Below are 14,549 nucleotides of genomic sequence, written 5' to 3'. Positions count from 1 at the left end.
CTTTTAAGCCAAGCCGCATTAAAAACCTAGTTTTTAGCACGGCTATAAACTACTTAACTATTTTGCGCCTAGCGCGACTCTTGATGCTTTGACTGAGGTTTTCTGTACGTATTGGAGCTTAAAACAAGCGGCCTCAACTAAATCAACAGCACCGCAAGCCGCCTCTTTGTCAAAAGAAACTCTTGCTTTGTATTCCTTATCAGAATTTTGAATACCACGAATTTGTTGCTCAAGCTTTATCACTGCATCAGCATAGTTCTGGATCAGTATACTAACCATATCTCTGCTAATGCCCTCTTTAACCACCATACGCATAACCGCAATAGCTGGTACATCCTGATTCGCAGGCTTGATGACATTATCGTTTTCGTCTTTGATGGGTGGTGTTTTTTCAAGCGGCATCGTAAAAGCGGGGACCACCCAATTAGACTGCTTAAGCTTGTCTGAAATATCGTGAACAGAGTATAGGTAATTTTCAATATCATCATCTGTTAATGGCTTATCTTGCCCATCATATTTCAAATTAAGCCTTACAACGGAAGCTGGAAAGTATTCGGCATCATTGATGACTGTAAATATAGGTTTGTCTTTAAATAAAATTTTACTTGATTCCTTATCATCCGCATTTTTGTCATGTTCAGTCACCGTCAAACGCAATGAGCCTAGACCATTGGATAAGTCATGCGCTAATGACATCAAGTTTTGTACAACCGCACTGTAGCCCCTTTTACCAAGTCGTAAAAAGTTGTAATACTGAGCGAGTACCATAGCACTACCGCGTGAGAAGTTAAGGCTGTAAGTGGATTCATCGAAGCCAAGAACATTGGTGGTTATGAACAGTTTGTCTGGGATTTCACGGAAGTTTTTCCATAATGCCCAACCGACTCCAGGATAGACCAAACCAAATTTATGTCCGGAAACGTTGATAGTTTTCACTTGTTCTAACTGGAAATCCCAATTTAATCTCGGCACTTGACTATCATCACGGAAGGGTTCGATAAAGCCGCCACTCGCTCCATCAACATGAAGAGGCACATCCCAACCTTTTTGCGTGTCATTTTTTATGTCAACCAGAACATCATTGATCGCTTCTACTGGGTCATTTTGCCCAGTGTAAGATGTCCCCATAACGGCGACAACACAGGTCGTATGCTCATCAACAGCATTCCTAACCTTTTCGGCAGAGATAACGAAATTGTTTTCTTCAGTAATTGGAATCCATTTAATATCGACATCAAAATATTGAGCGTATTTGACCCAAGTGATGTGAACATCAGAACCAATAACAATGTTTGGTCTATCGAAGTTTTTACCTTGTTTTTTACGCTTCTTTTTCCACTGTTCTTTGTGGGAAAGCGCGCAAAGCATCAGTGCTTCAGAAGAACCAATGGCAACCGTTCCCCAACCACTTGGGATACTTTTATCGTGAGCAAGCTCTTCTGCGGTTTTCATATTATGTGGTGCATTGAAAAGATCGAGCAGCATTCTTACGCAGCGTTGCTCTATCTCTAATGTCCGATTGTAGACTTCACCATCAATGTAATTTTTACCAAGATTATCGCGAATAAGCTGATTCGCCTCTTCATCCATGACAGTGGTTACAAATGAAGCCATGTTCAGAGTTGGGTTGCCATCCAATTGAAGTTCGTCTCGTATAAATCGGTATACAGCTTGTGGATCATGCTCAATATCCGGGATTTGTTGTGTCGGAGCCTCTTCTCGGAACAAGCTACGCCCATAAGTCGGCGTACTTGATGTTTGAAGCTCAATATCGTTTATGTTTCCCATTTTTGCCCTCTAACTTTATTTAGTTAAAACCAATTGAGCATAGAAAGCAAAATATATGAATACAAGCTCATAATAAAATTAAGGCATTTGAGAGCAATCGACTTAGAATTTCAAACGAGCAAATGTTTCTTTACCACTTTTGCCAGCACTTTTTCATCTCCGCAATCGTATTTGAATCAACGCCATGGATATTGCCGTAATCTCCTTGGCATTCGATGACTTCAAACTCAGCACCATATTGCCTAGCCATTTTATAATAAGGGATGATTTCCCATTTCATAACAAAGGTATTGGCGACAACAACACTCTCTCGATTCTTTAAGCTCTGAAGAACTCTCTTTTTACACCAAGCGTGCGCCTTTGAAATCGCATTTGAGTCGAATTGATATTCACCTATTTCGTTAATGAAATACATATCCGCTTCGAAGTGATTTACACCCAGCGTCTTTGCGAAGGTACTTTTTCCAGATCCTGGTAATCCACGAATAATTGTTAATTTAAGTGTCATAAGTAACTAATTCGAATAATAAGGTGCTAACTTTAGCGTAAATCGGCATAAGAATACTATCGACATTTTAGTGGACTTACGTTATTTTGGATGTATAGACGTCCAAATAGCTAAGGGAGCAAGCTGTGCCAATAAAGATCCCCGATCAACTACCTGCGAGTGATGTATTACGTCAAGAAAATATTTTCGTCATGCTAGAGTCGCGAGCCTCAACTCAAGGAATCAGGCCTCTTAAGGTATTAATTCTTAATCTTATGCCCAAAAAGATTGAAACTGAGACTCAATTTCTTCGTCTACTTTCAAATAGCCCGCTGCAAATAGACATCGAACTGCTTCGTATTGACGATAGACCGAGTAAGAATACGCCTACTGAGCACCTGAATAACTTTTACCGACAGTTTGAATCCGTTAAAGGCCGTAACTTCGATGGATTGATTATTACCGGTGCGCCACTTGGATTAGTACAATTTGAAAATGTGATTTATTGGGAGCATTTACAAGCCATTATGGCCTGGGCAAAAGAGCACGTCACCTCAACATTATATGTATGCTGGGCAGCACAAGCTGGACTGAAACTACTTTATGACCTGCCTAAACGTACACGTAAAGAAAAATTGTCTGGTGTGTATCATCACCAAACTCATCAAGCCTTTCATCCTTTGTTACGCGGTTTTGATGACACCTTTCTTGCGCCGCATTCTCGTTACGCTGACTTTTCACCGCAATATTTAGAACAACATACCAACTTAGATGTTTTAGCTACATCCGATATGGCTGGTGTGTACCTTGCTTCAACTAAAGACAAACGTAATGTCTTTGTTACCGGGCATCCTGAATACGACGCTCTAACGCTACATCATGAATATGTTCGTGATTTAGGTGAAGGAATGGAACCAGCGATCCCAGTCAATTACTACCCCAACGATAATCCAGACAACCCGCCAGTTGCTAGCTGGAGAAGTCATGGACATTTGTTGTTTTCTAACTGGCTCAATTATTGTGTTTATCAGCAAACACCTTATGATTTGGACCAATTTAGCGAAGAGAACTTTACTAAAGACGACTAGTGCTGTTTAGATAAGCATTAAACATCATTACCGTAGATTAATGGCATTTGAAACGGCTGGATTATTCCAGCCGTTTTTATATCAATATGTTAATTACGGCGCCCAGAAGTTGCAGTAGATCTTACTGCAAATCCACGAATAACAGATTTAACAACATGCCAACGCTCTGTATCTGCCGGATCAGGTCTAGACTCTATTGGCCCAGAGAACTTTGCTGCCAAATAGTAAACTTTATCATCCTCACTGTGAAAACGGGTACAAATCTGTCCCTTCTCAATATGTTCACCTAGTCCACGTATTGGGTTTTCCATAGACCCTCTTCCGCGACTAGGAGGCGGTGGCAAGGGTAAAGACTCTTCGCTCTGTGGTTCCGGATAGGTGGTCTCTTGCGTATCGCCTTCCAATACTTCTGTTTCTAGAGTTTCAATGGTTATTTCATAGCTATGAGCAGACACTCTAACAATCCTGACAAAGGATGCTGGATTTGCCCCAATATAACCGGTGGCTTCATCATATTGCTGCAAAAGACCACTATCCATCTGTTTTACTACCTCTTCTACATTCAGGGGCTTACGGGGAGAAGATAGAAAAACATCAGTATTTGGGGTATCACTGGAATTCGTACTATTTTCCCATACTGTGTGCCTTGCTTCCCTTCTTGATTGCCTGCTTTCTGCCTCAGCAAAGTAGACTTTTTTACTTGGCTCTCCACCTTGAGCTTGTATAAGAGCACGGCCGCTTTGACGTGTTACTTCAGGTTTTACATCTTGATGGTTTGCCTTCAATTCACCACGATCAATTGTCGGCATTTCTGAAGATAGATCCTGTGGACCATGCCTCCCCAACATTGGGTTTGGATCGTAAAAGCGACCACGCATCATGTCACTTCTTCGAAAGTTTATGACTGGCTTATTACCGCTACTAAAACCAAAGAATTCCGCTCGTTTCTTCTGCTGCGGAGCAAAAACCAGTTGCCCATTTTCAATCTTCCCGATTACCGTCTCGGTCTTAGCCCAAGTGATATTTCCGAGATAGCCATAGACTTTTCCGGGCTCTCTTTCTGAGGATAAAACGATCAATTTGTTTTCCAAGTCTCCTGCAAACGAATCGTCAAAAGGCCCCATCCTTGTTGGATTAGTCACATAAGCATATGCTTGGGCAGCATCTAATGATTCTGGAACCCTAATAGGCTCTGGATTTCCAACAGCACTGTTACAGGTCGCGACTTTAACCGTCGTAACATCTGGAAGTTTCATGCGATGCAGCTCTCTAGCCACATAAGAAGTATCTGACGAAAACAACTGCCCATCGATTTCTTTACTCCCCGGTTGACCATGACCACTCACATACAGAGTACTGGTTTCATCCAGATCACTTAAATCCGTTTTATCTACTTTATACAAATAACGTAGTTCCGGCTCTAAAGCCGAAAACTCTTCAGGGCCATATTTCCTATTCAGAATTCTCCTGAATTCGACAATTTGCCCCTGATCTCTAAATACAGGGGTGATTGCAGCGCCTCCTTTTATCCGGAGATCTCGGAGTAAAGGAATAAGCCTTCCCGATACCCGCTGATGATCCACAACAGGGAAATAGATATATTTCTCACCACCAGGCCGATCATAAGGAACAAAGCCACTTGTGGACTGAGTATTACTTGCTCCAACATCATCATGGTCAACACCTGATGTCTGTCTTGAGCTAGGGCCATCAAAGGCCATAAGTCCTTCTGCTGCCATCTCTTTTCTTTCAGCGACTCCAGCAAAATCTTGCTTTGAAACTACATCTGAGAGTGTTTCTCCATTCAGTTTCAGCGTTGCTATGTCATTATCGGCAAACTTCAACTGTACAATATTGACATCGCCCTTAAAGTCTGAGTATCCAAATTTTTCAGACTTAAGATGGACTCCTATAAAGCTTTTCATCTTATCAAAGCTCTTAAATGAAACCACACCATAGTTGGGTTCAAAGAAGTAATACTTCGAACCAAATTTACTCATAGACATAGAATGCCCCGTTATGTCTATTCGCGCCGAATTACATCCATCGAGGAAAACACTGCTCTCTGAAAGCTGATTTAACTTGAACTGTACCCCAGCGTCCTGCCCGTTAGGTTGCATATTTTTTATCAATTCATTGAATTGTTTGGTACTTTGGGTTCCCCCGCCATGAAGATCTGTGAGGAGTTTGTACAAAGAAGATTCTTGTGTTCCTATATTCTTTAGTCTCGATGCAAAATTACGCACATTACCTGTTTCAATCGCATAGGCCATCAGCATTGACGTCGGCCGACACTCTCCCCCAGAAAGTTTCAAGTACTGACCCTGAGGTATAATCTCAAAGTCATCTCCACCTGATTTTTTAGCGCTTTTAGCCCAATCTGATGCTTTTTCTATATGCCTTTCTGCCACTATCTCACCAAGCTCGGATTTGGCTTTTTGGTGCAAGGCTCCCGCTGTCTTTGAGTCTAGCTCTCGACCATCAAGGAGCTGATTCGAGTCAAGCGCCTCCATTTTTTGTTTCAAAGAATACTGATCCAGAAAACGATACTCTCCGCTGGTTGTTTGGCTACTACCCTGATGGAATGCCTCTTTCCCCTTCACAACTCTCGAACTGTCCGACGGAACTTTTTTCTTGGTTATTTCAATAGTTTCCAATTTTTGACGATATGACTTCAAGTCTTGAGCAGAAAAATCCCCACTGTTACTCCCTTTGCCAAAGAGTCCTTCCGTTTCATGCGTCGTCCCCGAAACCTCAGCAGGTTTATAAGGAACTTGCTGAGCTCCAGTACCGTAATAAGGTCTATAAACTGTTGTTTGGCCTAAGTTTTGTGCGTGTTCTCTTCGAAACATATTTTCTGTCAGGTAGTGCCCCCCCTCAGGTAGGTGGGACTCAACAAACTCGCTTGAACTAAAGTCATAACTATCCCCATTGGGATGCCTGAACTCGATGCCGACTATCCGGCTTTCCTCCGCAAGAGAGCTCGCGCCACCGACTTTCAGAAATCCTCCCTGAGCTTTAGGAAGCCGTAAGGGATAAGCGTCGTTATATATGTGCAGCAATTCATGAAATAGCCCTATCGATGGATCACGCTCCAAATGTGGCAAGCCCTCAGCCGCCGAGGCATCGCGGCCCAGGATTCGGTTTTCAGGATCAAAAGAAACCATTTTCCCCGCAGCGGAATTTTTTGCATAGATCTGTCCATCAGCACCGACACGATTAACATCCCCCATTGAGGGCAGTTGTACTTTAACTCCCTTGTCTGCCAGCCCCTGAAGTAATCGCACCCCTGAGCCTGTATTACTAATTTCGTCCAAAGCAGCCATCGTCTTATCAATGGACTTTCGCGTACCACTGATTTCAATGGTACCAATCCGATTTCCATGAGCGTCTGTTACCCTGTAGTCTTGCTTTATCGATTGACCATCGCCATATCTGCTTAGCCTTGCAGTTGGTAATTCGTCCAGTGCATTTTTCACTTTCTGTAAAGCCGCAGTGTCAGATACGTCAAGCTTCCTCAATAAACGCGCAAAATCTTTCCTTAAATCGGTAATTTGCTCCGGTGTCATTCTCAAGTTGTTCTGTAAGGGTATGTCTATTTCTTTCAACCACTTCGTTTGTATATCACCGTGGCTCATCCTCCCAATATTAGTTCCTATAATATTTTCCTCACCTCCGATAAACTTATTGAAGTACACATCAAGAAGCCTATTTAATTGCCTTGCTTCTGAAAGAGAAGGAGGCTGGTGCATTTTTTTACTTAAAGAGACGATATTCTCCATCGCTGTATGAGGCTGATTACTTTCGATCGCTGAATAAGCCCTACTCTCGATCATTGTCTTGGTTCGTAAAGCACTCAGTGGGTGATACTGTTGATCTAACCTAGACCAGTAATACTTACCTATGTCCCAATGGTTAGTACCAGTACTTCCCTTTAAGCTCCCTTCTAGAGGGGTCGGTAAATTCATACTGTTACGATCTGGCAGACTATAGCTCTGTTGAATACGGTGCCCAACACTTCTCAGCGGTTTTGAACTCAACACTCCAGGGACACTCATCACGGTATTGTTAATAAAAGCGTTACGAGCCTGTAACCTGTAAAGTTCTTTTTCCGCTGGAGAACTGGCGTTCTCCGCTTGCAGCAGCCCTGCACCCACCTCTATAGCCGTTGATACGACGTAACTCTTTATAGCACCAAAAGGAAGGAAAAAATCAGCGACTCCAACAAGCTGCTTAACAACCTCTAAAGCGAAGTCTATATCCCGCTCTCCGCTGGTATAAGTTACTTGGTCAAGCCTTTCTATAAGAGTGTCAAGGATACCTATAATGTCTCTTTTTTCGTCACCCGTTTGTTGATGTACCAGCTCAAGGTAACGGTCCATATCATTGGCATCGTTGTTTTTAATATTTCCAATGTAAGACTTATAATCATTTAACATCTCTCCTTGACGCTCACATAAACGTGCAAGTCGCTCATTACGAGGCCACTTGGGCGTGATATCCGACAGTCTATATTGCTTAAGTGTGTTTTGAGCCTGACCGGTTACTACCTCGTAGACAGTGAAATGGTAAGTTTTAGGCGGTTTTTTATCATATTCCGCTCGATATTGAGGGTTATTGGCATACAGACTAGGATTCGCTCGTGCTTTCACCGTCACAGTTATGATTTCGTCAGGACGTAAATTTGACTTATCACGTATCCAGTTTCTAATATATTCATCTGGCCCTTGTATGTTTGAGATTGTTTGTTGCTGCTCTCTACAGAAGGTATCCAGTTTTTCAGCGTCAATATCCTGCTGCTTGATTGCTTGTTTTATCTCATTGTATAGCTCACCATTTTGTGCCTTTTGCCAAGTCTCATCATCCAGACCGTTCGGTTTTATAAGTTGGCCCTTTAGAGACTCAGGAACATCCCCTCGCACCACTGCTAACAAAGGTACTTGCACGTCATCACTTCCTTGTATGGAAACTAAATCCGTAGCCCGAGGCCCTTGATTTGATCGTGTTAATTCTGCGTTTTTCCCATCAAAATATCGGATAATGCCATCGTTATAACGAAGATTTTGCACTCGTGCTTTTTGGTTGGCACTCATGTCTTTTTCCATTTCAATGATGGATTTGCGTTGAGACGGTAGTGCCTCCTGCTCTTGAAGAAAAGCTGATTCTTCCTCCATATCAACCGATGTCATAATATGCAAGAGTTCTTGTTTAAAGACGCGAGGGAACTTATCGACAATCTCACCCGCCCACACATATTTCTTGTCTTCCGAACTAATTGAAGCTAAATAACCGTCTATATCGTACATTGCTGCAACAAAAGGGACGCTGAGGGTTTGTATCTGTTGACTACCTTCAACGCGCACCTTGACTGTAATATTGAAGTCATATGCCTCATCTTCATCCACATCTTTGTGGACAGATAAATACTTTCCGATGTTCATAGCGTCTAGAACCGGCACGGTTTGCGTTGTCTTCAAAGCAAGGTTTTCTTCGTATAATGTCACCAGTTCATCCAGTTCACCCTTGTTTAGAGACATTTTTTCTGGCGTATACACAACACCTGATTGAAAACGTTCACGCAGCTCTTTCGATGAAACCAGTTCTTGAATCGTTGTCGGGGAATACTTATCCCCATCTGATACCCATACGATCTTGTCATAAATGTCATGACCTGAGGCAGCAAGAGCCTTGGAGAGGCTTTCTCTGTCTAGGTTAAAAGCGTTGCGATAGTTATTGAGCCAAAGGCGCAATGAGGATTTTTCTTCATGACTCAAATTTGTTTGATTAAACCTACCTTCAATATTAGAAATAAAGTCGCGGAAGTTTAGCTTACCAAGCCTAAATCTAATGGACAGATCAATGAGTTCTCTATCTGATGAAGGTGATATTTGACTTTCTTCTGTATAGACAGATTCGAGCTTATCATCATGATAAGCTCTTCTCAGATACTCTATGCGCTCTTTACTTTCAAAGATACCTTCCGAATTATACCTGGATGGTATTCTATTCCCGTCAGAATTAAGAATGAAAAGAGCAGAGACATGGGATAAATCAAAATCAGGTGAAATCAAACCTGAAAAACTTACACTTCCTTCGAGAACTTTAGAATGATATATCTCAACCTGAACTCGGGTATCAGCAGTATAATGAGTACCCCTCATTTCGCTTGTCCCTGCCTTTTTCAAAATTTCATTAAGAAAGTCAGGGTCTATATCATTAACCGATGACGCAATAAGATTTGGATAGTCACTATCACCAAAAATTCTCACCTCTCCATTTTCTAACCCCATACGACCGTTTCTTAATGTCAGCAAGGTGTACTCTATCACTTGAGTATCATCACTATGATTAAGCTTGGCCTTTTTCAGTTCAGACTTCAGAAATGCCTCTAATACTTGCTGATTTACAGGGCTGGGAAGAAAGTCGGCGACCAAGGTCAAATACTCAACTGCCTTAGGCTCTATATTTCGAGGGTCAATCGAGGCGGTGCTCGTAACACCTAGCAACTCATCCGCACTTTCAACCTCGAACAAAGGACGAATATCAGGCAAGAGCGAAGAACTGTAGGCAAAAAGTGCGACTTCTGCTTGCTCTAGTACTTGCTTTTGCTTATTTAGATGTTGTCGTTCTTCTGGAGTTATATCTGCCTCAGCAAGCCTTGCTTTCACTGATTCTAATTTGGATAAAATAACGGTATACACGTTGCGCAGCTTACCTGACTCATAAGCACTATCTAGCTCAGCCTTAGTACCCTGTTTGAACTTACTAAGCGTTTGATACGGCCGGAATGGAAATAAACCTGACTCCAATTGTGAGTTACGACCGTTTTTAATATCACCTTCAACTTTTTTTAAATATTGCTCGGCATTAGAAGATTCTTCTACTGCACGATGAATCAAGTTCGGTTTATTGTGATATTTTTCTTTAACTTCTGCTCGCCAGAGTTTTGCATACACCAATCTTTCCTGATTAGGCACGACACTTCTAAACTGTCTTTCTTGAGTACGAAGTCGAGATAATTGACCATTAGCGACAAATATCTTATGGCGACTACCGTTCATTTTTGATGTTCTTTCCGTGTTCACTACGTAAGAAGGTATTAGTGACCCCGGCATTAGCGGCTGGAGAATATACCTTGGCAATTTTTTTGCGTCGTCAAATTCTTTTTGGGCCTTATTGACCTTATTCAGAGCCTCTCTTTCATCTTCAAAGAAGTCTTTATAAAATTGAACTTCTTCTGACATGTTCGGATTTTCTTGATATTGAGCAAGTGATGATTCTTCTTCAACAGACGAAGATGGGTTGAAGAACCTCGCTTGATTAGCCCCCGTATTTCGTGCATCAAAGTAATAGTTCTCACGTATGGGTTGGCCTAACTCTTTTCGAAGGTCGTTCTCATTTACATACTGCCCAGCCGTTAAGTGTTGTTTGACCCACTCAGGATCAGAAAAACGGAACTCAACCCCTTGCTCACTAACATAGTCCGCCCCTGCCACCATGTGCTCTGAGATAGGATCGCCCTTACCACTAAATTGATAAGTTTGTCCTGATATGTCAAATTGAATCGGATTCTCACTGTAGTAGAGGTGCAGCATTTCATGGAATAAAACGACAGAAGAATCGCAATCAAGCCAAGGGCGGGATTTGATATCTTCAGTGCTCGGCTTATAGTGAGGATCAAAGAAAACCATATTTTTATCAGGATTGGCATGGTTAGCCACTGATGGCTCATGATCATGCTTACCCTCTATGGTATGGACACTATCATTTGGCATAGTGATGCGTATCTGCTGCTGGTTCATCGATTCAAGCAGGTCACGCCCGAAAGACGTACCGGCTATTTTCTCAAGCGACGCATCGACCGCCTCTTTATATTCCCCTTTACCTCGAGCAATTGCTGGATAGGTGTCAGAGGGTGCGTTTGACTCATCAAAAGCATTGGAAAGTTCTTCTGTTGGCTGAATATCTTCTGATAGTGTTTTTCCTTTCAGCACTTCTCCAATAACTTCATCAGCTACAGCTCTCGCTCCCATAAAACCAGTCACGTATGCGGTATCAAGAATAAAATGACTTTTAACCGTTTTACCTAGGTTGCTATTCCCAGTTGCTAACCCGCCAAGAGTAATGGCAGCACCTAAGGCACTCTTAGCCCCACGAGGCATAAGCCCAGTTGCCAAACGAAAAGCCGCTTTTAAGGACTCCTCACGCACATATTGATTGATCTCTTCAAACGGTAAATCTTGCCCTGGCTTGACTGAGTTTTTAAGTTTTCGAATGCCAATTTCCATAGTGAGGGGAGCCAAAGCTACCTTTAAAAGGCCCATTTTAGGCTTAAGACTCGGATCGAAATCAGCAAGATATTCTAAGGCGGCTACTCCTTCACCTACCGCACCACCGATAAGACTTACTGCCGCCGCATAAGAAACATTTTTCTCTCCCCAGCGAAAAAAGTAATCCTTTAAGTCGCCCCTTTCTTTCATGATTTCAGCAGCACTTTTCCCCCAAAGTAACATCTTTTCTGCCGCTTCAGATTCTGCGTTTTTTACCCGTTCACCACCAAGTATAGCTAACGGGTCCCCTCGTTTACTCAGCAACGTATCTATACCATCGTGTTCAAAACCCTGAAGCACATGATCAATAATCTCTACCACTTCTTTTGGTTCGTCAGAAAACTCTACTTTGGTATTATTGATCCATTCACCTATTGATTTGGCTAATCGCCCATGGCGTGAGTAGCTGTGAAGAGATTCTCCTGTGAGTTCGGTACTCTTTGTTTTAATCTCTTGCTTAACTATCTCCGCATCTTTTTTCGCAGCAAGTGTAATTTTCCTAGCACCTTCAAAATCACCACGCCCAGACAAACTTACCACCGTTTTTAGTGCTTTAACTGACTTCTCTAACTGAGTTCTGTAATCCACAATTTGAGAAGTCAGCCCTGCTAGGCATTTCGTCACCTCAGGCTTTAATTCCACAGGTACACGATCGAGTATCCTTTTTTGAACGAGTTGAAGATTACTATCAGACATCATACTCACAGCTCGATCTATAGACGGGTTTACTGAGCCAACACTTTGTTTGAGGTTTTCATGGCTCTTAAACCAACTTCGACTCTCCTTGCTTTCCTGAGTTCGGCTCATCCTTAAACTCTCATCTAGAACAGCATGCAATGCAGCCCTTTCTCGGCTCTCTCCTTCCTTACTTTGCAAAGCTTTCTGTATAGTTTTGGTAGAGATATCGCCGTTCAAAGCAAAATCTTCTAGGTAATCCAAACCTAATTTTTCTTTTAACTTCTCATCTTCTTTTATCATTGTCGTTAATGTAGAGAGAAGTGGTTCGACCGAACGCGTTATATGTTCTTGCGCTCCTAACATCTGATTTAGAAATGCACGGGCAGTGGAATCCACGATTTGCTCAGCAGTTTCTAAGTGATTAATTTTCGTTGTGTTCGCTGCCTGTGTGGTTTTATGCGTGCCATAGATAGCAGTAGACTTGAGTGTATTCGCTCCCTCAACAAAAGACTTTCCCCCCTTTTCCACCTTAGAAGCAGCGGACTCTAACGCATAATCAGGGTTATCAAAGGCAACTAGGGCTTTTATCAACGAATTCCCAACGGAGGTGCCCACCTTACTGATAGTCGATTTTTGAGGGGAAAGTGCTTGAGCACTGTCACTAATATCTTTACTCAGCCCCTTTAACAAGCTCGAAGACTCTGCTAAAAACTCCTCAGCTTTAGCTCGATTATCAATAGATGCGGGCGACTTATGTACATTTCCTAGAAACCCTTTTACCTTAATCATCGATCGAGATACCCGCGTCGCTGTTTCCTGCAAACTTTGTGCTTTTTCTCTAAATTTCTCAGCTTCGCTGGTACAAGTTGCCTCAAATTCAGACGATTGCGCCTTGGTTAGTTTTTTAGCTAACGCCCCTTTATCCTCATCTAATATTGTCTGCAACGATAATTTCAGCGCTTCTTGATTCTCTTTTCCTTGAGAGAGATACATCAATGCTTCAGCTATCACTGCGTCGCGAGTCTTTTCCTTTACCTTTACTGCTAAATTCTGGGAAAGTTTTTTTTGACGACTATGAGCAAGCATTTCCAAGCCATCCTGTAACATAGTGATAGAGGCATTAACATGTGCAACCATCACGACCGCTTTTCCTCGCTCCTTTTCAGTATGATGAGTCAACTTCCGAGACACCAGTGTATTGATATCTCTTTGAGGGAAGCTTTTTATAAGTCTCAATACTTCCCTTGCCCTGTAAATCACTTGTCGATCTTCATGTTGGCATAATTTATTTGCTATTTTCTTTAGCTCAGCAATCGCTTCTTGATTGACTTGTGGGGATTTTCTGTTGTAGCCAAGTAATTTAAACTCTTCCCAATCGCTGTGGATACTCTCGAAGTTTTGTAAGAAGCTTTCTATACGTTCATGAGTTTCATTTTCCAATACATCACTATTTGCCTGGAATTCCTGCTCAATAACTAATGTCGTACCCTTTGTTCGATCAAATGTCTTATCTGGGGTAACAGGCTTTTTATCAACTTCATTTCCTTGAGTGCTATCATGAAATGCAACTTTGACATGCTTATCCTTGCTTTTGATTTGATCTTTTTGAGCCTGACTAAGAATATTGTCCAGCGATGAGCCACTTTCCCTTTTACCGACTCGAGAGCTAACGCCTTTTACTTCTATGATAGGTGAAGGATGTGATCGGTTAGCTTCGCTCCTGTGAGCATTTGTTTGTTCGCGGTTCACTCTCTGTTGATCTAGGGGAAGTGTTTTCATGACTTGTATCCATAAAGTTAGGATTGATGTATCAATTCAACAGTCTGGCAAAGCCTGATTGTAATGCTGATCATTCAAAAAATATTATTGATACAATCATCATGATGGGCGTAAGGAAAGTGAAATGGCTATTTATGAGTCATTATGACGAGATATAAAAAGGTATAAAAATTAAGATAACGGCCTAAACGTTTCTCGCATCTGTACGCCTTACTTGGTGTAAAAATTAAAGGCCAAATGTTTAGAAATTGATTGCTTTGGTTTTAAATGTGAAATTCAATACCAAGATAAAAACATTGACATCAGCGGCTTATCCTTGGGCTTACACATTTTTTCAACATTTTTATCAATAATGACGCAATTGTGTTAAACACCAATCAGACAAGATGAATTACGTGG

At 41.9% G+C, this 14,549-nt stretch carries 4 protein-coding genes; 1 reads left to right on the top strand and 3 read right to left on the bottom strand.

Features of this window, described 5'->3' with window-relative positions; genetic code table 11:
• Nucleotides 1-57: 57 nt before the first annotated feature.
• Both gad and OCV27_RS07190 read right to left on the bottom strand, forming a co-directional pair.
• Nucleotides 58-1,788: a glutamate decarboxylase gene (gad, locus tag OCV27_RS07195; RefSeq protein ID WP_125320869.1), complete on the bottom strand. Its 1,731-nt coding sequence runs from the start codon at nt 1,786-1,788 to the stop codon at nt 58-60.
• A 130-nt stretch (nt 1,789-1,918) separates the two neighbouring features.
• A complete protein-coding gene (locus OCV27_RS07190) occupies nt 1,919-2,296 on the bottom strand; it encodes an ATP-binding protein (RefSeq protein ID WP_125320870.1) in 378 nt (125 codons plus the stop codon).
• 125 nt (nt 2,297-2,421) lie between these two features.
• Here OCV27_RS07190 and metA point away from each other — a divergent pair, with 125 nt between their 5' ends.
• Nucleotides 2,422-3,363 carry a homoserine O-acetyltransferase MetA gene (gene metA, locus OCV27_RS07185; RefSeq protein ID WP_125320871.1) on the top strand — a complete coding sequence of 314 codons (942 nt, stop codon included), beginning with the start codon at nt 2,422-2,424 and terminating at the stop codon, nt 3,361-3,363.
• Between the two features lie 89 nt (nt 3,364-3,452).
• On the opposite strand, the gene OCV27_RS07180 is transcribed toward metA, so the two are convergent.
• Nucleotides 3,453-14,150, bottom strand: a complete 10,698-nt coding sequence (locus OCV27_RS07180; protein WP_125320872.1) for a M91 family zinc metallopeptidase — start codon at nt 14,148-14,150, stop codon at nt 3,453-3,455.
• Nucleotides 14,151-14,549 lie beyond the last annotated feature (399 nt).

The organism is Vibrio pectenicida, assembly GCA_024347015.1.
Lineage (GTDB): Bacteria > Pseudomonadota > Gammaproteobacteria > Enterobacterales > Vibrionaceae > Vibrio > Vibrio pectenicida.
The sequence above is the reverse complement of the archived record's forward strand: the minus strand, read 5'-3'. Positions and strand labels throughout refer to the sequence as shown.

Coding starts and splice junctions, on each gene's coding strand:
- OCV27_RS07190 (WP_125320870.1), bottom strand. CDS start 2,296: ATGACACTTAAATTAACAATTATTCGTGGATTACCAGGATCTGGAAAA.
- OCV27_RS07180 (WP_125320872.1), bottom strand. CDS start 14,150: ATGAAAACACTTCCCCTAGATCAACAGAGAGTGAACCGCGAACAAACA.
- gad (WP_125320869.1), bottom strand. CDS start 1,788: ATGGGAAACATAAACGATATTGAGCTTCAAACATCAAGTACGCCGACT.